We start from the raw sequence: 20205 nt of genomic DNA, 5'->3' as shown, positions 1-20205 counted from the left end.
CAGCACTGCTGCCGCGACTCCCATTCCAGGGCCAGCATCGAGGTGAGGTCGAGCACGGTAGAGACTGCTGCACCGCGAGCTTGGTCAGGCAGGCAGGCTGGGGATTCCGGCAGCCCCTCTGAGTGAGGGCGAAAACCTCCTGTTCCCACTGGTCGTCCGGGAGCAGGCGGTCGATCAGTCCCATCTGCAGCGCCTCGGGCGCTGCGACCGTGCGGCTCGACCACAGGAACTCGAGGGCGCGGCCCGGCCCGAGCAGGCGCGGGAGGGTCAGGTTCAGGCCCCACCCGGCTACGAGTCCACCCGACATGTCGGGCGCCGTGAACGTGGCCGACTCGCTCGCGACACGGATGTCCGCGGCCAGGAACAGGCCCAGGCCTGTATCGTGATCTGCCGCGCGTTGCCGCCAGCACCGGCTTGGGGTACCCGGAGGTCAGCGTGACGATGCGGCGGGCGATCTCGTCTTCGGCGGCCAGCAACTCGAACCCGCGGCCGCGGCCACGCGAGCCGGCCAGGCCTTCGAGATCGCGGTGCAGGTCGAATGCGTGATCGCCATCGGTCAGCAGGATCACGCGCGCCGCGCGGTCCTCCTGCAGGCGAAGCATCAGGTCGACGAACTCGTCGCACATCGCGCCCAGGTCCGGCGCGCCGGGTCCGATCAGGCGGACGGTCGCGCAGCCGTCGGCGACCCCACAATGTGTAAATTGTCGTACTGCATCGTCTACCCTGGACGTTGGCGGTTCGGACCATCACGCCTGGGCCCGCCCGGCAACCGCCGGTGGACACCGGGGTGACTTGTCGCGTGCCGGTCGATGGTCGTGGCCGGGCCCCGGAGAGGTGGGCGCAGATGCGGATTTTCGTGACGGGTGCAACCGGAATGGTGGGCAGCAGGGTCGTTGCCCTGCTCGCGGCGCGCGGTGACCAGGTCACCTGCCTGACGCGCAATGCGGTGACGGCAGCCGCGCGCCTTCCGGCCGGCGTCGAGATCCGCGAAGGCGATCCGGCCGTGGGCGGCGACTGGCAGGAGGCGGTGGGCGCCGCCGATGCCGTCATCAACCTGGCCGGCGAGTCGGTCGGCAACGGACTGTGGACACGCGGCAAGCTGCGGCGCATCCGGCGGTCGCGACTGGCCGGCACACGCAACCTCGTGGCGGCTATCTCGGCGGCCGATCATCCGGTGACGCTGGTGAGTGCATCGGCGGCCGGCTTCTACGGTGACCAGGGTGATCGCGCCCTCGGCGAAAGCGCACCGCCCGGCGACGGCTTCCTGGCGCGACTGGCCGTGGAATGGGAGAACGCCGCCCGCGAGGCCGGCAATGAACGCGTGCGCGTGGTGCTGCTGCGCATCGGCGCGGTCCTGGACTCCGCCGGCGGCATGTTGCCGCGACTGGTCTCGCCTGTGCGTGCCGGGTTCGGCGGGCGCCTCGGCAGCGGCCGGCAGTACGTGCCCTGGATCCACGGCGCCGACCTCGCCCGCGCCGTCCTCTTCGTGCTGGACCAGCCCGCTATCGAGGGCCCGGTCAACGCCGTGGCTCCCGATCCCCGACCCGGTCCCAGTTCATCGCGCCCTGTCCCGCGTGCTGGGCAAAACCGGCCCGACTGCCGGTGCCTGGCGTTCGCGTTGCGTCTACTGCTAGGGCGCAAGGCGGAGATCGTCCTGGCCAGCCAGCGCGCCGTGCCCAATGCGTTGCGGGCGGCGGGCTTCCGCTTCGAATACGGGGAACTGGATGCAGCCCTGGCCGACCTGGTCCGCTCCTGAGGCTGCGGCCGCTGTCCTTCATGGCTGAAATTGGCGCGATGACGCCCGGCGCCTATATTCGATGGCCGGCGCAAATGCAGGTATGGCCATGGCGGCCATTCGTTGTGCGCTGGCACCGGATCCGAGGCACCAGGCCTGGAGGGGCGTGACATGACTCCGAAGACGTTCTCCGAGGTGCGGCGCGACGCCGAATCCCGCGGCATCGAGTTCATCGATCTGAAGATGCTCGATCTGGCGGGCCGTCTGCACCACCTGTCGTTCCCGCTTTCGCGCTTCACGGAGGATGTCTGCAGCGAAGGGATCGGCTTCGACGGATCCAGCTACGGCTTCCTGAAGGTTGAAGCCAGCGACATGGTGATGATCCCCGACCTGGACACGGCTTGCCTCGACCCGTTCCGCAAGCGGCCGACGCGACGATGTTCGCGCAGGCGCACCTGGCCGACGACGCGCGTACGCCGTTCAACCAGGACAGCCGGCACCTCTCGGCGCGAAGAGCCGAGAAGGCGCTGCGCGACTCCGCATCGCCGACCTCTCGCAGTGGGGGCCGGAGTACGAGTTCCACATCTTCGCCGATGCGAACCATGCGTCCGGGCGCCAATGACACGGGCGTCCGCCTGCACAGGGCGAGGTGCTCCAGTCTCAGAACGCATACCATGCCTGCAATCCGCATGACCGCTACGACGATTTCCGCGACGAGGTCTGCGCGTGCATGGCCGACTTCGGCATTCCCGTGCGCTACCACCACCACGAAGTGGGGGCGCAGGGCCAGCAGGAGATCGAAGGCTGGTTCGCAGACCTGGCGACGACCGGCGACCACGCCGTGCTGTCGAAGTACATCCTGTTCAACCAGGCCGAACGCCACGGGCTGAAGGTCACGTTCATGCTGCCGCTGCTCGACAATGCCGGCAGCGGCTGGCACCTCCACCAGTTCCTGACGAAGAACGGCCGCAACATCTTCGACGACCCCAGTGGCTTCGCCAGCCTCCGAAGCAGGCGCTGAGTTACGTGGGCGGCATCCTGACCCATCTCCGCCGCACTGTGCGCGTTGGCCAATCCGAGCACCAACAGCTACAAGCGCCTGGTGCCCGGGTTCGAGGCGCTGACCGTGCGCACGATGGGCAAGAGCAATCGCGGCGCGGCCATCCGCATCCTGAGCTATGTGCGTGATGCCAGCCTTCGCCGCGTCGAAAGTACCGGCCCCCGACCTGACCGCCAATCCTGCCTCTGCTGCGCGGCGATCCTCATGGCCGGGCTGGACGGCATCGAGAAGGGCATCGACCCGGTGGCGCTCGGCTTCGCGCCGGAGGCCGTGCCCGTCAACGAGCGCAAGCCCATCGATTACCTGCCCCGTTCGCTGGCCGACGCCCTCGACGCGCTCGAGCACGACCACGAGTTCCTGCTGCGGGGCGGTGTCTTCGACGAGAAGCTGATCGAGCGCTGGCTGGCCATCAAGCGGGACGAGATCGCGGACATGAACCGGCGTCCGCATCCCTACGAGTACACCATGTACTTCGATTTCTAGCCTTGGGGAGGGGGCGCCCGCCGCCGGTTGACCCGGATCGGCGCGCGGCTTACACTGTCCCGTCCGATGGGCGGCCCTGCCGGGCCAACCCTCTGTCTCTATTGTTCTTCGGTCGGTTGGCGGCCGGATGAACCGAAATCAACACCAGTTACAGCGGGGGCCCGCCTTGAAAGCCAGGGATATTCGCGCGCGTTTTCTCTCTTTTTTCGCCGAACGCGGCCATGTGGTTGTCGCTTCATCTTCGCTGGTTCCCCACGATGACCCGACCCTGAAGTTCACCAACGCCGGGATGAACCAGTTCAAGGGCGTCTTCCTGGGCCTCGAAAAGCGCGATTATGTCCGGGCTGCCTCGTGCCAAAAGTGTATGCGGGTCTCAGGCAAACATAACGACCTTGAGGAAGTAGGCAAGGACGCGCGCCACCACACCTTCTTCGAAATGCTCGGCAACTGGTCGTTCGGCGACTACTACAAGCGCGAGTCCATCGTCTGGGGCTGGGAGTTCCTGACCGGTGTCATGGGCCTGGACAAGTCGCGGCTCTGGGTTTCGGTATACAAGGACGACGACGAGAGCTTCGCCATCTGGCGCGACGAGGTCGGCCTGCCGCCCGAGCGCATCATCCGCTTGGGTGACCTGAGCCTTGGCGACGAGGAGAACTTCTGGTCGATGGCCGATACCGGTCCCTGCGGGCCCTGCACCGAGATCCACTACGACCAGGGCGAGCAGGCGAAGTGCGACCATCCCAAGGGCTGCTTCGTCGGGGTCTGCAGCTGCGACCGCTGGCTCGAGCTGTGGAACCACGTCTTCATGGAGTTCGACCGCCAGCAGGACGGCACCCTGAACCCGCTGCCCATGAAGAGCGTCGACACGGGCCTGGGCTTCGAGCGCCTGGTGGCCGTGCTGCAGGGCAAGCAGAGCAACTACGAAACCGACATCTTCACGCCGATGATCCGCCGCATGGAGGAGATCTCGGGGAAAAAGGCCGAAGGCGAAGCCCGCATCTCGATGCAGGTCATGGCCGACCACGCCCGGGCCTGCGCCTTCACCGTGGCCGACGGCGCCATCCCCAGCAACCAGGATCGCGGCTACGTGGTGCGACGGATCCTGCGCCGTGCGGCGCGGCATGGGCACCTGCTCGGAGTGGAGGAGCCGTTCCTCTGGCGGATCGCCGAGGTCGTCATCGACGAGATGGGCGATGCCTACCCCGAGCTGCGTGAGCGTCGTGCGCGCATCCTCGACGTGATCCGCAAGGAGGAGGAGCGCTTCATCCGCACGCTGCACGCGGGCCTGCAGGTCTATGGCGACATCCGCGACGGCATGCGCGCCGGCGGTCGCGACCGGCTGACCGGCGACGAGGCGTTCAAGCTGCACGACACTTTTGGTTTTCCGGTCGACCTGACGGCGATCGTCGCGGCCGAGGACGGCTTCACGGTCGACCACGCCGGATTCGAGACGTGCATGGAACAGCAGCGGGCCAAGAGCGGCACCGAGGCCGTCTACCGCGAGGGGCTTGGCGCCTGGCGTCCCCTCGAGGGACGCGGACTGGACGGGTTCCGCAGCCGCTTCACCGGCTACGACGCGGTCGCCGGCGAAGGGCGCGCGATGGCGGTGCGGCCGGCCGGTCGTGACCCGGAAGGCAACGACGTGGCCCATGTCGTGCTGGACCAGACGCCGTTCTACGCGGAATCGGGCGGACAGGTCGGCGACACCGGCACCCTGGAACTGTTGCCGATGGGCACGCGCCTCGAGGTCATCGGTACGGTGCCTTCGGAGGAGGGTCCCGCCCTGGTCGTGCGCTGCGGCGCCGAGGAACTGGCGGACGCCCTGGCGGCCGCCACTGCGGTGCGCCAGCACGTGGACAGCGCCGCACGCCTGGCCACCATGCGGCACCACACGGCTACGCACCTGCTGCACGCGGCCCTGCGCCGCGTGCTGGGCGAACATGTGGAACAGGCCGGCAGCGTCGTCGACCCGCACCGCCTGCGGTTCGACTTCCGGCACGACCAGGCCCTGAAGCCCGAGGAACTGGCGAAGGTCGAGAGGATCGTGCAGGAGCGCGTGCTCGACAACCGGCCGGTCATCCGCCACCAGGACATGGCCATCGACGATGCCAGGAAGCGCGGTGCCATGGCGCTCTTCGGCGAGAAGTACGGCGACCGGGTGCGGGTCATCGAGATCCACGATGGTGCCCAGCCCGTGCCGGGCGCGGCCGCCGGATGCGGGCTCGCTGTTCTCGCTCGAACTGTGCGGCGGCACCCACTGCCTGGCCACGGGCGACATCGGCCCCTTCCGCATCACGAGCGAAGGCAGCGTCTCGGCCGGCGTCCGGCGCATCGAGGCCGTGGCCGGCGATGTCGCGCAGGAGGTGATCCGGCGCGAACATGACGAACTGCGGCGTCTCGGCGGCCTGCTGCGGGCCGACGGCGGCGACTACGCGGCCCAGGTTGCGGCCCTGCTCAATGAACAGAAGCTGCTGCGTCGGGAATTGTCGGGATTGAAGCAGGATTCGGCGCGCGCCGGCCTGAGGAAGCCCTGGCTTCGCCCGTGCCCGTGGCCGGCCTGCGCATGGTCTGCGCGATGGTCGCCGTCGCCGACAAGGATGCCTTCCTCAAGCTGGCCGACCACGCGCGCGATCGGCTCGGCAGCGGGGGCGTCGTGGTGCTGGGAGCCGACCTCGAGGGCAAGCCCACCGTGCTGGTGACCGTCACGCCGGAACTCGCCGAGGCCGGGCGCCTGCACGCGGGCAACATCGTCAAGGCGTTGGCCGCCTCTGTCGGCGGCAAGGGCGGCGGCCGGCCCAACCTGGCGCAGGCGGGACTGCCCGACGCATCCGCACTGGAGCGCGTGCTGGGCGGCGCGGCGCACGCGGTGGCCGCGCACCTGGACGCGTAGAGCGACACCAGGAGCGAAGCCAGGGCGATACGAAGCGGGACAAGGCGGCGCCTTGACTCTGGCGAACGCGCGGGCCGCGCCCTATCGTCAGCCCATGCGCCCGTTCGAACTGCCAGCCTACCTGACCCTCCTCGGCTTCAGCCGGTGGTGCCGCCTGCTGCCTGCCGGCGCGCGAGCGCCTCTCGCGGGCGGGCTGGCGCGGCTGGCCGGCGATGTCCTGCGCCTTCGGCGCGGCACCGTCGACCGCCAGCTGGCTGCCTGTTATCCGGACCTTCCGCAACCGGATCGCGCGCGGCTGGCCCGCGATGCCTACCGGCACCTCGCCCTGACCCTGGTCGAGGTGGCATCGACGCCGCCGCTGTCGCAGGTCAGGGTCGATCCCGGCTGGCAGGCCGTGGATGCGGCGCTGGCCGGCGGGCGGGGTGCGATCGTGGCCTCGGCCCACCTCGGGAACTTCGAACTGGGTGGGCGCGCACTGGCCGCGCGTTACCGGCTGCTCGATGTCGTCAAGCCGTTGCGCAACCGCCGCGTCGACCGCTGGCTGCAGGCCGGGCGTCGCCGCCACGGTATTGCCACCGTGCCCGTCGACGGCGCGGCGCCTGCGGTGCTGGCGCACCTGCGCGCGGGGGGCCTGGTCTCGCTGGTTCTCGACCAGGATGCGGGCGCCGGCGGCGTGCGCATTCCCTTCCTGGGACGCGAGGCCGCCGCCTGGCCCGGCGCTGCCCGCTTCGCTGCAGACCGGCTGTCCGGTCATCCCGATGGGCATCGTCCGGCAGCCCGACGGCAGCCATGTGCTCCATGTGGGGCCGGTGCTGCATCCGGAAGGACGTACGGCGGACGAGGCGGGCATCCGGGCCTACACGGCGGCCATTTCAGCGGCTGTCGAGGAGTTCATCCGACGGGCGCCCGCGCAGTGGTTCTGGGTGCACCGGCGCTGGAAGGAAGCCGACCGGCAGGCACCGATCGCGTGAATGGCGGCAGAGCCCGGCGTGGCGGGTATCAGCCTTCCGCCGACATCGAAGCCAGGCCCTGGTCGACGGCCGCCGCCAGATGGAAGCGGAACTCGGCGCCTTCGCCGGGACGGCTCGTGACCTGCAACTCGTCGCCGTGCGCCGCCACGACCTTGGCCGCGATGGCCAGGCCCAGCCCGGAACTGTACTGCAGATGGGCCGGGGCACCGCCCTTCCGCGTCCGGCTGGCGTCACCCGTGTAGAAGCGCTCGAAGATGTGGGGGATGTCGGCTTCGGCGATGCCGCGGCCGGTGTCGGCCACCGACAGGAGCACGCGGGCGCCGGCATCGACGCGCGCGAGCGTGAGGGTCACCCGGCCCGCGGGCCGGTTGAACTTGATGCCGTTCTCGAGCAGGTTCTGCAGCACCAGCGCCACCTGCAGCGGGTCGGCGTGGACCAGCGGCAGGCGCGGTTCCGCGCGCATCTCGATCGTGATTCCAGTAGGCAGCGCCAGATGCTCGCAACGTCGCATCACCGAGTCGGCCAGTTCCACGATCGAGAAATCCTCGGGCTGGATCGCCGCCTGCCCGGCGTCGAGCCGCGACAGCACGAGCATGCGCTCGACCAGGCGGTCGAGGTGTTCCAGGTTGCCGCTGATCGTGTCGAGGGCGCGGGCGCGCTGGGCGGCGTCCAGCTGGTCGAAGCGGAGGTTCAGCGACTCGACGTGCCCGCGCAGGCTGGCCATCGGCGTGCGCAGGTCATGACTGACGTTTGCGATGAGCTGTCGCTGGAACTGCTCCTTCTGTCGCAGTGAATCCAGCATGGACTCGATGTGGCGCGCCATGTGGTTGAAGTGGCGGCCGAGGTCGTCGATCTCGTCCGAACCGCCCTCGCCGACCCGCCGGCGCAGGTCGCCGCCGGTGAATGCTTCCATGGCCACCGACAGGCGACTGATGCGGCGGCTGGTCCAGCCCATCAGCAGCAGCGCGCCGACCGCCGCCAGCACGAGCATGCCGGCCAGCACCTTCACCAGTCGCTGCTGTGTCACGAGCAGGTTGCTGTGCGCTTCCAGTTCGCCGGCGTCGATCTCGAGCGGTCGGTAGCTGGCAACCAGGTAGCCGCGCGGCGACCCGGGCTCGCCGATCACGTTGACGTCGAAAATACGGTTCTCGAACGCGTCCACGTTCGACTTGTCCGGGTACCGCGAGAAATCCCAATCCGAGGTCGCCATCTGCGAGAGCAACGACACCTCGACGGCAGGCACCGCCGCCATCAGGCTGTCGCCGGGCGTGCCGGCCAGGGACGTACCCCGGGGGCCGAAGACCATCAGTTCGACGCCGAAGCGGGTCACCTTTTCGCCGTAGTTGGCGATGGCGCTCCCCGCGGCAGCCGAGCCGGGATCGACGGAGGCCAGCGTGGCGGCCAGCGCGTCCAGTTCACTGTCCGCGCGCGTCTCGAACCACTTCTTCTCGGCGTCATCCGCGTAGGGCGAGAAGACCGTGGCCTGGATCCACAGGAAATAGCCGCCCAGGCAGAGGCCGAGGAACGCAAGGAAGATCGCCGACAGCCTGAACAGCAGCGTCTTCGCGAAGCGCGGCGTGCGCCTGGGGCGCTGATTGGCCGTCCCGGTCAATTGAACTCCTCGGTGAACCGGTAGCCCACGCCCCAGACCGTGAGGATGAGCTGCGGCCGGTTCGGGTCCTGCTCGATCTTGTTGCGGAGCCGGTTCACGTGCGAATTGACGGTGTGCTCGAAGACCTCGGCGTCCTGGTCCCAGATCAGGTCGAGCAGCTGGCGGCGGCTGAACGTGCGCCCGGGCCGGCTGGCCAGCGTGTAGAGCAGGTCGTATTCCTTCACCGTCAGCTGCACCTGGTCGCCGCCGACCTGTACTTTGCGCTTGCCGTGGTCGATCTTCAGGGGACCCAGGTCGAGGATGCGGTCGCCGGAAGCGATGCGCGCCAGCTCCTCGGCGCGCTCGATGCGACGGTGCACGACCTTGATGCGTGCCACCAGTTCACGGATGCTGAACGGCTTGGTCAGGTAGTCGTCACAGCCCAGTTCCAGGCCCAGGACCTTGTCGGTTTCCTCGCCGCGGGCCGTCAGCATGACGACGGGTGTGCGCGTGTCGGTGGTGCGGATCTCGCGCAGGACATCGATCCCGCTCGTGCTCGGCAGCATCCAGTCCAGGAGTACCATGCCGTACTGCCCGGACTGGAAGGCGCGCAGCCCGGCCTCGCCGTCGGCGGCGGCGTCGACCTGGTACCCTTCGGCGGTCAGGTGCAGGGAGAGCAGGTCGATCAGTTCGCCGTCGTCCTCGATCACGAGGATGCGGCGGGCGACTCCGGCGGTCACGGCCATGATCACGGCCTTCCGTTGCGTGGGATCCCGGCGGGCGCGGGGCCGCCCGGCGGCGGCTCCCCATGGCCCGATTTCATAACGTTAATTATCACATGGCCCTAGGCGCCGTTCAAGAGGGTAACCCCGTTTCGTGATCTTTTCCCGGCGGGAACGTCCTGGATGTCGCGAAAGCGTCACGGCTCGTGCCGGTCGACGTGACCGAAACGACACAAAGCGGGTCGCGAAACACGGCTGGTCCAGACGCCGTACGACCAGCCGCCGGTTGCCAAGTCCGCGCCGGGCCGCGATAATGCCGCGGTTGCGTCCCACACGGCGCCAGTCGTGATCCTTCCCCGTGGAGGCTCCATGTCCGCTCCCGCATTCGCGCTGCCGCCGGTCGGCGCGCCGCTGTTGTCCCTGCGCAATGTCTGCAAGTCGTACGGCGACAAGCGCGCCGTCAACAACGTCAGCCTCGAGGTCCCGCGCGGCAGCATCTACGGCTTCCTCGGGCCCAACGGCTCGGGCAAGACGACGACCATCCGCAGCATCATGAACATCATCCTGCCGGATTCCGGCGAGATCACGCTGGCCGGGCGCCCGCTCGAGCTGTCCATGCGCGATCGCATCGGCTACCTGCCTGAGGAGCGCGGGCTCTACCGCAAGATGAAATGCCAGGACCAGCTGGTGTTCCTGGCGCGCCTGAAGGGCGTCCCGCGCGCCGCCGCCAGGACGCGTGCCCGCCAGTGGCTCGACCGCATGGAACTGGGTGCCTATGCCGACCGCAAGATCGACAACCTGAGCAAGGGCATGCAGCAGAAGATCCAGTTCGCGGCCACGTTCATCGGCGAACCCGACCTGGTGATCCTCGACGAGGTCTTCAGCGGGCTCGACCCTTTGAACATCGAGCTCTTGCGCGACATGATCGTCGAGCAGAAGCAGCGCGGGACCACGATCCTCTTCTCGACCCACATGCTGGCCGAGGCGGAGCGCATCTGCGACGCCATCTGCCTGATCGAGGGCGGCGAGGTGATCCTCGACGGCTCGCTGCCGAGAGTGCGCGCCGACTTCCCGCTGCGCTCGGTGCGCGTAGCCTGGGACGGCGAGCTGGAGCCCCCGCACGACCTGCCCGGCGTCCTGCACCGGGAATTCCACGAGGGCAGCTGGCGACTGATCCTGAAGGAAGGCGCCGAGCCGCAGGCCCTGCTGCCGCGACTGCAGGCGGTCGGCGCCCTGACGCTCTTCTCGGCCAACCGGCCGACCCTCAACGAGATCTTCATGGCCGCCGTGCTTCGCCGCCGGCAGGGGGTGCAGGCATGAGCAAGGTATTGACAGTCATTTCGCGGGAATACCTGGAACGAGTGCGCTCCAAGAGCTTCGTCATTGGGACGGTGCTCGGCCCTGCGCTGATGTCGATGTTCATCGTGCTGCCGGCCCTGATGGCGGACAAGGGCGGCGACGACCGGCGCACCATCGCGATCGTCGACCAGAGCGGCGTCGTGCGCGGGCCGTTGTCCGATGCGCTGGTGGAGGACGGCCGCAAGAGCCTGACCCTGGAGCCGGTCGCCGTCGGGGCCGGCGGCCTCGAGGCCGCAATTACCGAGATGAAGACGATGATCGTGGACGACACGGTGCACAGCGGCGTGGTCGTACCCGCCGACTTCGTCGAGACGGGCAAGGTCAGCTTCTACAACAAGTCGGTCAGTTCGCTGGTCGTGCGCGACGAGATGCTCAAGCCCGCGCTCAATCGCGTCCTTCGGGAGCAGCGCTTCTCGCGCTCGCAGGTGCCCGACTCCCTGTTCAACTACCTGTCGGCGCGCACGGACTGGAACAGCATTGCCGTGACAGCCGAAGGAGGCGAGGAGACCCAGGACGAGTCCGTCTCGTTCATCATGGCGTTCGCGCTGATCATGATCATCTACATCATGGTGATCATGTACGGCAACCATACGCTGACCGCCGTGATCGAGGAGAAGAGCAGCCGCATGGTCGAAGTGCTGCTGGCCAGCGTCTCGCCGGGCGAGATGATGCTCGGCAAGGTGCTGGGCATCGGCGCGGCAGGCTTGACACAGTTCGGCATCTGGGCGGCCGGTTTCTTCTTCCTGTCCCAGCGCGGCGTGTCCATGGGCGAGATCACGCTCGACGTCGGGTTCCTGACGCCGGTCATCCTCGGCTCGTTCGTGATGTTCTTCCTGCTCGGGTTCTTCCTCTACGCGACGATCTACGCCGGCGTCGGCGCCATGTGCAACACCATCCAGGACAGCCAGCAGTTCCACATGCCGCTGACCATGTGCATGGTCATCCCGATGATGATGCTGACCATGGTGTTGCGGTCGCCCAATTCGACGATCTCGACAGTGCTGAGCCTGGTGCCGCTGTTCTCGCCCGTGCTGATGTTCATGCGCGTGTGCGTGGAGACGCCGCCCTTCTGGCAGATCGGCCTGTCGTGGCTGCTGATGGGCATTTCGATCTGGCTCTCGGCGCGCCTGGCCGGCAAGCTGTTCCGGGTCGGCATCCTCATGTACGGGCAGGCGCCCACCTGGGCCACGATCGCCCGGGCGTTGCGTTCCTGACCGGACGAGGCGGATACCGCAGACAGAAGAACCCCGGGGCCGTTGCAGCCCCGGGGTTCCGCGTTTACGGGGATCTTCTGCGCGACTCAGGGCACCAGGGCGAAGCGGAAGGTGTCGCCGAGCTGCAGGCGCTCGACCACGTCCATACCCTCGACCACGTCGCCGAACAGTGTGTACCGGCCGTTCAGGTGCGGCTGCTCGGACAGCATCACGAAGAACTGGCTGCTGCCCGTGTCGCGGCCGTCGTCGGCAATGCCCACGGCGCCCCGCTTGAACGGGCGCCGGTTGGCCTCGCTGCGGATGAGGAAGCCCGGCCCGCCCCAGCCCGTGCCGTCGGGGTCGCCGCCCTGCGCCACGAAGTCGGGCACCACGCGGTGGAAGGTCTGCCCGTCGAACCAGCCGCGACCGGCCAGCGAGACGAAGAGTGCGCAGGTGTTGGGCGCATCCTCGGGATGCAGGCGGATGCGGAACGAACCGCGCGGAGTGTCGCAACGCAGGTCCGGCGCCTTGAACGGCAACGTCAGCGCAGGCTGCGCCGGGTCGCGGGTCACCGCCGGCAAGGTGGCGCGCAGGCTGCCTTCGGTGGGCACCAGTCGCTCGGGAAGCAGCCCGGTGGTGCGCGCCGTGGCGCGCGCTTCCAGGCGCAGCCGCACGTCGGGTTCGTTGAACGCGGCCAGCAGCAGTTGCACGGCGCGCTCCTGCAGCGCCGGCGTCGGCGTCCAGCGCGGGGCAGGAGGCGGCGCCTGCGTGGCCGCGACCGGCGGCAACGGAGCCGGTGCGGCCGGCAGCGGCCGGCACCGCGGTCGCCGGGGCAGCGGCGGCCGGTGCCGGCGCGAACAGCCGGCTCATGCCGGTCAGCACGCCGCGCCGCACATCCACGGCGCCGGGCCCTTTCGCCGTGGCCCAGGCGCGCAACAGCGCGGCCGCCGCGGCGTCGCCCGGGAAGCTGCCGGCCAGGTCGGCGGCCGTGGCGGCGACCACGAACGAGGTGTCGGCCGTTGCCGCGGCGAGAATGGCCGCCACGCGCCCGGCGTCGAAGCCGGCGGGCAGCGTGTGCGGCCGCTCCAGGGCCACGTGGGCCAATCCTTCCAGCGCGGCAGCCCGCACCAGGGGATGCGCGGCGAAGGGACCGCCGGAGCGCGCCGTCAGCAGCGGCACGGGATCGGCATGCGTGCCGGCCACGGCCTTGAGCTGCGCAGCGATGACCGGCGCGCTCGTCTCGGCGGCCAGGGTGCTTGCGAGCTGGTCGGAAACCGCCGGGCCGCGGAGCGAGGCCCAGGCCGTCACGGCGGCCGCGCGCACGCCGACGCGCGTGTCGGTCAGGCGCTCGGCGCTTGCGCGCACCAGGCGCAGGCGCCAGACGGGCAGCAGGCTCTCGATGGTGGCCGCTTCGGCCGGCAGGGGAGCGGAGGCGACCAGTGCCTCCATCGCCGCCAACGCTGTTTCCGCCACGCCTGGCGCATTGGCGTTGGCGGCCGCAATGAGGATGTCGGCCACCTGGGCCAGCGCCTGGTGGTCGGGCTCGCTGCCGCGCGCGGCGATAGGGGCGCCCAGGGCGCCGAGCGCGCGACAGCCCGCGATGATCGCGCGATCGCGATCCTTGCCGCGGAAGCGGCTGTGCGAGTCGAAGCCGCCCATGGCCGCCGCGAGCGCCGCCACCCCATGCTGCTTGCCCAGCGCCCGGTAGGCGTGCACGCGTTCCTGCACGAGCGGCGCGCGGGCGAACGGGGCCAGCGTCGTCGTGAGCGTCGAATCGGGTGCGAGCTCGGCGCAGCGCAGGACGCGCCAGCGCACGTCCGATTCCGAACGCGCCAGCCCTGCGGCAATGGCCACGCGCAGCGAGTCGGGGTGCACACGCTGGGCCTGCTGCCGCAAGCTGTCCCAGGCCAGAGCCGCCTCGCGGGGCGCAGCCAGGCGTGTGCCGGCCAGGAGTGCAGCGCCGTCGTTCGGTACGTGGGCCAGGGCCGCCAGTGCCGCCGAACGCAATGCCGGCCGGGTGTCGGCCGCGGCGCGGCCGAGTGCGGGCAGGGCGCGCGGGTCGCCCAGCAGGCCCAGGCTCCAGGCGGCCTCGGCGCGGATGGCCTGGCTCGGGTCCTTGAGCAGGTTCTCCAGGGCGGGGACCACGTCATCGCGGCCGATCAGGCCGGCGGCGCGGGCGGCGGCCAGGCGGACGAAGGCATCGCGGCTGGTCAGCGCCTGGTCCAGGGAATCGGCGGGGGCCAGGCGGCGGTCCTGCCATCGCGCGATGTCCTGCAGGCGCCGGGCGCGGGCCGGGTCATCGCCCCGGCAACCGGCGCCCGTCGTCAGGGCCGCCAGCGCCACGGCCAGGGCTACGGCGGCCAGCAGCGGGCGGATCGGCGTACGGCTCCACGACATGGGTTCATCCTCGGGGTTGGGTGGCTTCCAGGGGCCGTCAGCATAGCACCGGGCCGGCACAGGGTCGACGGCCGGATTGGCCCGCCCGGCGTTGCCGGGGCCCTCGGGCGGAACCCGCGGGCCGGGTGCGGTTTTGACCGCCGTTGGCCCCGGTGTTAGACTGCCGGGAGCCGGCGTCCAGTCGGCGTTCCCCGCCAACCGAAGGTGAATGATGCGCATCGCCGTGCTCGGCGCCACCGGCCTTGTGGGCCGGACCATGCTGAAGCTGCTGGAATCGTTCGCCTGGGTCGACGCCCCGCCGCTCGCGCTGGCCTCGCCGCGCAGCGCCGGCCAGCGCGTGCCCTGGCGTGGCGGGGAACTGACCTGCCGCGCCGTCGACGCGGCTTGTTTCGCGGGCGTGGACCTGGCCCTGTTCAGCGCCGGCGGCGGCCCGAGTCGCGAGTGGGCGCCCGTGGCGGTGGCGGCCGGCGCCGTCGTCATCGACAATTCGTCGGCCTGGCGGCAGGACCCGGACATCGCCCTCGTGGTGCCCGAGATCAACGGCCGGCTGGTGGACGGCATGCGCGCCGGCATCATCGCCAATCCCAACTGCTCGACGATCCAGGTGGCGCAGGCCGTGGCCCCGCTCGAACGCGCGTGGGGCCTGGACGAAGTCCACGTCACCACGTTCCAGGCCGTTTCCGGCGCGGGACAGAAGGCGGTTGCCGAACTGGCGCGCCAGTCCGCAGGGGAGCCGCCCGCGGGCAACATCTTTCCGCGGCCCATCGCCGGCAACGTGATCCCCGCGATCGGCGCCGCCCTCGACGACGGTTCCTACGAGGAAGAGGCGAAGGTGCTGCGCGAGCTGCGCAAGATCCTCGGGCGCGACGAAAGCCTGAAGGTGACCTGCACCGCCGTGCGCGTGCCGGTGGTCAACGGCCACTCGGCGGCCGTGCGCGTCGTCTGCGCCAGTCCCGTCACGCCGGTGCAGGCCTGTGCCGCCATGGCGGCCTGGCCCGGCCTCGAGGTGGTGGCCGATCCGTGCGACTACGCCACGCCGCGCGAGATCGACGGCCGCAACATCGTCCATGTGGGCCGCCTGCGGCAGGACCCGGGCGACCCGCAGGCCCTGCTCTGCTGGGTCGTGGCCGACAACGTCCTGAAGGGCGCCGCCTGGAACGCCGTGCAGATCGCTGCGCGCGTGGCCGGGAAGGACATCGCGTGATCCCGTCCGCGGCATACGGCCCGGCGCCGGCGCGTCCGACCTGCCTCGGTCGGCTGCACCCCGCGATCCGGTTCGGCGTCGTGGTCCTGTTGATCATCGTGGCGATGGCGGCGCCCTGGCCGGTCGTTGCGGTCCTGGCTTGCCTGGCTGCCGCGGCGCTCCGCGCCACCGGCATGGGCGCCCGCACCCAGTTGAGCCAGCTGCGGCCCTGGTTGCCCATGGCCCTCCTGGCGCTGGTGGTGCACACGTTGACGACGACGACAGGCGCGCCGCTCGGACACCCCTCCTGGGCCGGCGTGGCCGCGGGCGCGCGGGCCCTGCTGCGCCTGGCCGGATCCATGGCCCTGCTCGCGGTCTACCTGCGGTCGGGTTCGCTCGACGACCTGGTGGCCGGTCTGGGCTGGTGGCTGCGTCCGTTCGGAAAGCTGGGCCTGCCCGTGGAAGACCTCGGTCTGGCCGTGGCCGTGGCCTGCGGCACCGTGCCGCAGGTCGTCGGCGAGGGACGTCGCCTGCAGGCCGTCGCCGAACTGCGGGGACACAGTGCCGTCGGCCGCGATGGCGTCCGGCGCGCGCAACGTCAGCTGCCCTGGCACCGTTGGCTCGACCGGACCCGCCTGGTCGTGCCGCTGCTCGAGTCGCTCGGCCGAAGGGCCGAGACCATTGAACTGGCGTTGCGCGGACGCCGGCCGTCCCTGTCGACCGCAGGCGGGCCGCGTCCCGGCGAGTGGGCCGTGTTCGGCACCGGTGTCGTCGCCACGGTCGGGCTGCTGCTGCTGCGGAAAGGACACTGACGTGGCGCAGGATTTCTGGCAGGAGTGCCAGGACGCCGTGGTGCGGCGGGACGCCGACCGCGAGGACTTCCGGCTGCGCGTGGACCTGGCCTACGTGGGCCGCGACTTCCAGGGCTGGCAGATCCAGGCGGAGGCGCGCACGGTCCAGGGCGAACTGCGCAACCTGGTCAGCCGCGTGCTCGATCGCCCGGTGATGCCGGTCGGCGCCGGTCGCACCGACACCGGCGTGCACGCGCGCGGGCAGGTGGCGCACATCGCACTGCGCTCTGAAGCCGAATGCGACCGCCTCATCCGCGCGTTGCCGGGCATGGTGCCGGGCGACATCGCGATCACGGGCATCCGCCGCGTTTCGCCCGCGTTCAACGCGCGCGTCTCGGCCACGTCGCGGCGCTACAGCTACCACCTGCTGCTGGGGCGTGACATATTCCAGCCGTTCTGCTGGCAGCTCGGCCGCGGGCTGGATCGCGACGCGGTGGACCTGGCCGCGTCGCAGTTCCTGGGCGTGCACGACTTCACCAGCTTCTGCAAGGCCAGTTCGCTCAAGGACGACGGCAACACTTGCGATGTCTCGCTCTGCGCCTTCGCCTGGCAGGGCGAGATGGCCGTCTTCCATGTGCGCGCCAACCGCTTCCTGCACCACATGGTCCGCAACCTGGTGGGCCTGCTGGTCGAGATCGGCTACGGCCGCTACGACCCGCGCGACGTCCCGCGCATCCTCGGCGCGCGCAGCCGTTCGGCTGCCGGCGGCATGGCGCCGCCGCAGGGCCTGTTTCTCGAAGAAGTCACGTACCCCGAACAGCTGATGGATCCCGACTGGGCTCCGCTGTCCCCCTCAGGAGGAGATGACGCATGAAGTTCTTCATCGATTCGGCCGACCTCGAGGCGATCCGCGAGATCAAGTCCATGGGCATGTGCGACGGCGTGACGACCAACCCGAGCCTGATGGCCAAGGCGGGACGCACCGACACCGACGCCCTGCTGAAGGAGATCTGCCGACTGGTGCAGGGCCCGGTCAGCGGCGAGGTCATTGCCGTCGACGCCGAGGGCATGGTCAGCGAGGGGCGCCGCCTGGCGAAGATCGACGACCACCTCGTCGTCAAGGTGCCGACCACCTACGAAGGGCTGAAGGCCACCGCGGCGCTGGCCGCCGAAGGTATCAGGGTCAACTGCACGCTGGTGTTCTCGGCCAGCCAGGCCCTGCTCGTGGCCAAGGCGGGCGCCGCCTACGTCTCGCCATTCGTCGGTCGGCTCGACGATGTCAGCGAGGACGGCATGCAGCTGATCCAGGACCTGGTCGACATCTACAACAACTACGACTACGAGACGGAGATCATCGTCGCCTCGGTGCGCCACCCGCTGCACGTGGTGGAGTCGGCGCGGATGGGAGCGCACATCGCCACGATCCCGCCCGAGGTCGTGCGCAAGCTGGTGGCGCACCCGCTCACGGACAAGGGCCTGGAGGCCTTCCTGTCCGACTGGCGCAAGCTGCAGGGCGGTAAATGAGATGGGCGGCGGTTCGCGCTGGTGGCCGGTCGTAACCGGCCTGCTGCTGGGCATCGTGGTCGGCGTCGCGCTGCTGGGCCTGCGCTTCGGCGCGCCGTGGAGCTGGCAGCAGCCTCACGAGGGTGACTCCACGCAAACGCGACCCGATACGGTCGTCGTGGTCGAACCTGCGCCCGCGGACGAGTCCGATGACGACCCGGGTATCGATCGCAGCAACGCCATCGTCAGGGCCACGCGCGAGGTGGCGCCTGCCGTCGTGAGCATCAACGTCGTCCAGCGCCAGGCAGTGCGCAATCCGACCATGGAGTACTGGGAGCGGATGGGCATGCTCCCGCACGGCCAGTACTACCGGAAGGTGCAGAACCTAGGCTCGGGCGTGATCGTCAATGCGGACGGCACCATCATCACGAACTACCACGTGGTCGACGGCGCCATCCAGATCATCGTCAACCTGTCCGATGGCCGGCAATTTCGCGCGTCGCTGCTCGACGCGGTGCCTCTCTACGACCTGGCCGTGCTGCGCATCGAGGCCGACAACCTGCCGGTGGCAAGGCTGGCCCGCGGCAACGACCTGCAGATCGGCGAGTGGGTGATCGCGATCGGTTCGCCGTTCGGCTACCTGCTGGCCGACACGCAACCGACCGTCACCGTGGGCGTGGTCAGTGCCCTGAATCGCGACATCAAGATCTCCGACCGCGAGCGGTTCTACCTGGACATGATCCAGACCGACGCCGCCATCAACCCCGGCAACAGCGGCGGTCCGCTCGTCGACACGCGTGGCCAGGTGGTCGGCATCAATACCTTCATCTTCTCCGGCTCGGGCGGCAGCGTGGGCATCGGCTTCGCCGTGCCGGCCTCGCGCGTGTCCACGGTGGTCGACGATGTGCGCAAGTTCGGCCACTATCGCGAAGCCAACGTGGGGATCACCGTCGAGCAGTTGTCGCCGATCATCATGGAGCAGGCCGGGACAACCGACGCCGCCGGCGCCTACGTCCATGGCGTGGTGCCCGGTTCGCCCGCCTGGAAGGCCGGCCTGCGGCCGAACGATATCCTGCGTGAGCTGGGCGGCTTGCGCCTGCGGACGCGGGATACGATCTATCGGCTGATCTACAACTCGAAGGTCGGCGATCACCTCAGTTTCAAGGCCGAGCGGAACGGTCGTCTCTTCACGGGCGAGATCGTGCTCGAAGAGACGCTCTGACCGCTCGCGGCCACGGGAGCGCGGCGTGGAAGGAAGCAGCAGACACCAGGAGCCCGCGCGTTGGCGCCGGGTCCTGGTCACCGGCGGTGCCGGATTCACGGGCATCAACCTGATCCGCTACCTGCTGGACCGGGGAGTGGTCGTGCGCTCGCTCGACCTGGCCCCGTTCACCTATGCCGATTGCCGTGACCGTATCGAGGTGATCGACGGCGACATCCGTGACGAGGTTGCGGTCGCCCGTGCCATGCAGGACGTGGACCTGGTCATCCACTGTGCGATGGCGCTGCCGCTCTACGCCGAGAAGGACATCCTGACGACCGGCATCGACGGCACACGGCGCCTGCTGGAAGCCGCCGAGCGGGCGAAGGTCGGGCGCTTCGTGCACATCTCGTCCACCGCCGTCTACGGCATTCCCGATCATCATCCGCTGCTCGAGACCGACCGGCTCGACGGCGTGGGGCCCTACGGCGTGGCCAAGGTCGAGGCCGAGGGCGTCTGCGCCGAGTTCCGGGCGCGCGGCATGGTCGTGCCCGTCATCCGCCCCAAGAGCTTCATCGGGCCCGAGCGCCTGGGCGTGTTCGCGCTGCTCTACGACTGGGCCCAGGACGGTCGCGGCTTCCCGATGATCGGCAACGGCAACAACCGCTACCAGCTCCTGGATATCGCCGACCTGTGCCAGGCCATCTGGCTTTGCAGCACGCTCGAGGAGAAGATCGTCAACGACGTCTTCAATATCGGCGCCGGCGAGTTCACGACCATGAAGCAGGACTGGCAGGCCGTACTCGATCACGCCGGCCACGGCAAGAAGGTCGTGGGAATGCCGGCGGCGCCGCTCATCTGGACGTTGCGCATCCTCGAGAAGATGGGCATCTCGCCGCTCTACAAGTGGGTGTACGAGACGGCCAGCAAGGATTCGTTCGTGTCGATCGACAAGGCGCGGCGCGTGCTGGGCTATGCGCCGCAGTTCTCGAACCAGCAGGCTCTGGTGCGCAATTTCGAGTGGTACATGGCGCACGTGAACGAGTTCCAGGGCGCTTCCGGCGTCTCGCACCGGGTACCGTGGAAACAGGGTATCCTCGGTGTCGCCAAGCGTTTCTTCTGACGG

The 20205-nt window shown here is 69.5% G+C and carries 17 protein-coding genes and 2 pseudogenes; 14 read left to right on the top strand and 5 right to left on the bottom strand.

The features are described 5' to 3' along the window. Positions 1-373, bottom strand: a 373-nt coding sequence (locus tag IPG61_03835; protein ID MBK6733208.1) for an enoyl-CoA hydratase/isomerase family protein, incomplete at its 3' end; no start/stop codon positions are given. A 501-nt stretch (positions 374-874) separates the two neighbouring features. Between IPG61_03835 and IPG61_03830 the strand changes: the two genes are divergently transcribed. The 6 genes and pseudogenes from IPG61_03830 to IPG61_03805 all read left to right on the top strand — a co-directional run bounded on the left by IPG61_03830 (position 875) and on the right by IPG61_03805 (position 7139). Beyond that, on the top strand, positions 875-1756 hold the full coding sequence (locus IPG61_03830; GenBank protein MBK6733207.1) for a TIGR01777 family protein: 882 nt from the start codon (positions 875-877) through the stop codon (positions 1754-1756). A gap of 150 nt (positions 1757-1906) precedes the next feature. After that, positions 1907-2428 (top strand): glutamine synthetase, encoded by a 522-nt coding sequence (locus tag IPG61_03825; protein ID MBK6733206.1) that lies wholly within the window; start codon positions 1907-1909, stop codon positions 2426-2428. Then, positions 2385-2756, top strand: coding sequence for a hypothetical protein (locus IPG61_03820; protein ID MBK6733205.1), 372 nt, complete (start codon positions 2385-2387; stop codon positions 2754-2756). Before IPG61_03825 ends, IPG61_03820 begins: the two co-directional genes overlap by 44 nt. A 45-nt stretch (positions 2757-2801) precedes the next feature. After that, a complete protein-coding gene (locus IPG61_03815; GenBank protein MBK6733204.1) occupies positions 2802-3278 on the top strand; it encodes a hypothetical protein in 477 nt (158 codons plus the stop codon). Between the two features lie 166 nt (positions 3279-3444). Next, positions 3445-6168, top strand: a pseudogene (gene alaS / locus IPG61_03810) (alanine--tRNA ligase). A 656-nt stretch (positions 6169-6824) separates the two neighbouring features. Next, on the top strand, positions 6825-7139 hold the full coding sequence (locus tag IPG61_03805) for a lysophospholipid acyltransferase family protein (protein ID MBK6733203.1): 315 nt from the start codon (positions 6825-6827) through the stop codon (positions 7137-7139). A gap of 28 nt (positions 7140-7167) precedes the next feature. Here IPG61_03805 and IPG61_03800 read toward each other — a convergent pair whose 3' ends face one another. Both IPG61_03800 and IPG61_03795 read right to left on the bottom strand, forming a co-directional pair. Continuing rightward, a complete protein-coding gene (locus IPG61_03800) occupies positions 7168-8751 on the bottom strand; it encodes a HAMP domain-containing histidine kinase (protein ID MBK6733202.1) in 1584 nt (527 codons plus the stop codon). Continuing rightward, positions 8748-9476, bottom strand: coding sequence for a response regulator transcription factor (locus tag IPG61_03795; GenBank protein MBK6733201.1), 729 nt, complete (start codon positions 9474-9476; stop codon positions 8748-8750). The genes IPG61_03800 and IPG61_03795 overlap by 4 nt, the downstream gene beginning before the upstream one ends. 345 nt (positions 9477-9821) lie before the next feature. Here IPG61_03795 and IPG61_03790 point away from each other — a divergent pair, with 345 nt between their 5' ends. Beyond that, positions 9822-10772, top strand: coding sequence for an ATP-binding cassette domain-containing protein (locus IPG61_03790; protein MBK6733200.1), 951 nt, complete (start codon positions 9822-9824; stop codon positions 10770-10772). Beyond that, on the top strand, positions 10769-12025 hold the full coding sequence (locus IPG61_03785) for an ABC transporter permease (protein ID MBK6733199.1): 1257 nt from the start codon (positions 10769-10771) through the stop codon (positions 12023-12025). The genes IPG61_03790 and IPG61_03785 overlap by 4 nt, the downstream gene beginning before the upstream one ends. Positions 12026-12111: 86 nt before the next feature. Here the strand turns inward: IPG61_03785 and IPG61_03780 are convergent, their stop codons facing one another. Both IPG61_03780 and IPG61_03775 read right to left on the bottom strand, forming a co-directional pair. Continuing rightward, positions 12112-12840 carry a peptidylprolyl isomerase gene (locus IPG61_03780; GenBank protein MBK6733198.1) on the bottom strand — a complete coding sequence of 243 codons (729 nt, stop codon included), beginning with the start codon at positions 12838-12840 and terminating at the stop codon, positions 12112-12114. Between the two features lie 1141 nt (positions 12841-13981). After that, positions 13982-14659, bottom strand: a pseudogene (locus IPG61_03775) (HEAT repeat domain-containing protein). Here IPG61_03775 and IPG61_03770 point away from each other — a divergent pair. The 6 genes from IPG61_03770 to IPG61_03745 all read left to right on the top strand — a co-directional run bounded on the left by IPG61_03770 (position 14613) and on the right by IPG61_03745 (position 20202). Beyond that, the gene (locus IPG61_03770; GenBank protein MBK6733197.1) at positions 14613-15605 is read left to right on the top strand and encodes an aspartate-semialdehyde dehydrogenase; all 993 of its coding nucleotides are present in this window, start codon (positions 14613-14615) and stop codon (positions 15603-15605) included. The pseudogene IPG61_03775 and the gene IPG61_03770 overlap by 47 nt on opposite strands. Further along, complete coding sequence (locus IPG61_03765) at positions 15602-16396, top strand: hypothetical protein (GenBank protein ID MBK6733196.1); 795 nt, start codon at positions 15602-15604, stop codon at positions 16394-16396. The genes IPG61_03770 and IPG61_03765 overlap by 4 nt, the downstream gene beginning before the upstream one ends. Position 16397: 1 nt before the next feature. Beyond that, positions 16398-17249 (top strand): tRNA pseudouridine(38-40) synthase TruA, encoded by an 852-nt coding sequence (gene truA / locus IPG61_03760; GenBank protein ID MBK6733195.1) that lies wholly within the window; start codon positions 16398-16400, stop codon positions 17247-17249. Continuing rightward, positions 17246-17899: a fructose-6-phosphate aldolase gene (fsa, locus tag IPG61_03755; protein ID MBK6733194.1), complete on the top strand. Its 654-nt coding sequence runs from the start codon at positions 17246-17248 to the stop codon at positions 17897-17899. Before truA ends, fsa begins: the two co-directional genes overlap by 4 nt. Position 17900: 1 nt before the next feature. Continuing rightward, positions 17901-19100: a trypsin-like peptidase domain-containing protein gene (locus tag IPG61_03750; GenBank protein ID MBK6733193.1), complete on the top strand. Its 1200-nt coding sequence runs from the start codon at positions 17901-17903 to the stop codon at positions 19098-19100. A 73-nt stretch (positions 19101-19173) separates the two neighbouring features. Further along, positions 19174-20202 (top strand): NAD-dependent epimerase/dehydratase family protein, encoded by a 1029-nt coding sequence (locus tag IPG61_03745; GenBank protein ID MBK6733192.1) that lies wholly within the window; start codon positions 19174-19176, stop codon positions 20200-20202. Positions 20203-20205: the final 3 nt, after the last annotated feature.

This window comes from bacterium (assembly GCA_016703265.1).
In the GTDB taxonomy this organism is placed as follows: Bacteria; Krumholzibacteriota; Krumholzibacteriia; order LZORAL124-64-63; family LZORAL124-64-63; genus CAINDZ01.
The sequence above is the reverse complement of the archived record's forward strand: the minus strand, read 5'-3'. Positions and strand labels throughout refer to the sequence as shown.

What these genes read in the sequence shown, in the direction of transcription:
- IPG61_03785 (MBK6733199.1), top strand. Translation starts at nt 10,769, where the DNA reads ATGAGCAAGGTATTGACAGTCATTTCGCGGGAATACCTGGAACGAGTG.
- IPG61_03770 (MBK6733197.1), top strand. Translation starts at nt 14,613, where the DNA reads ATGCGCATCGCCGTGCTCGGCGCCACCGGCCTTGTGGGCCGGACCATG.
- IPG61_03795 (MBK6733201.1), bottom strand. Translation starts at nt 9,476, where the DNA reads ATGGCCGTGACCGCCGGAGTCGCCCGCCGCATCCTCGTGATCGAGGAC.
- IPG61_03825 (MBK6733206.1), top strand. Translation starts at nt 1,907, where the DNA reads ATGACTCCGAAGACGTTCTCCGAGGTGCGGCGCGACGCCGAATCCCGC.
- fsa (MBK6733194.1), top strand. Translation starts at nt 17,246, where the DNA reads ATGAAGTTCTTCATCGATTCGGCCGACCTCGAGGCGATCCGCGAGATC.
- IPG61_03805 (MBK6733203.1), top strand. Translation starts at nt 6,825, where the DNA reads ATGCGGGCGCCGGCGGCGTGCGCATTCCCTTCCTGGGACGCGAGGCCG.
- IPG61_03830 (MBK6733207.1), top strand. Translation starts at nt 875, where the DNA reads ATGGTGGGCAGCAGGGTCGTTGCCCTGCTCGCGGCGCGCGGTGACCAG.
- IPG61_03790 (MBK6733200.1), top strand. Translation starts at nt 9,822, where the DNA reads ATGTCCGCTCCCGCATTCGCGCTGCCGCCGGTCGGCGCGCCGCTGTTG.
- IPG61_03750 (MBK6733193.1), top strand. Translation starts at nt 17,901, where the DNA reads ATGGGCGGCGGTTCGCGCTGGTGGCCGGTCGTAACCGGCCTGCTGCTG.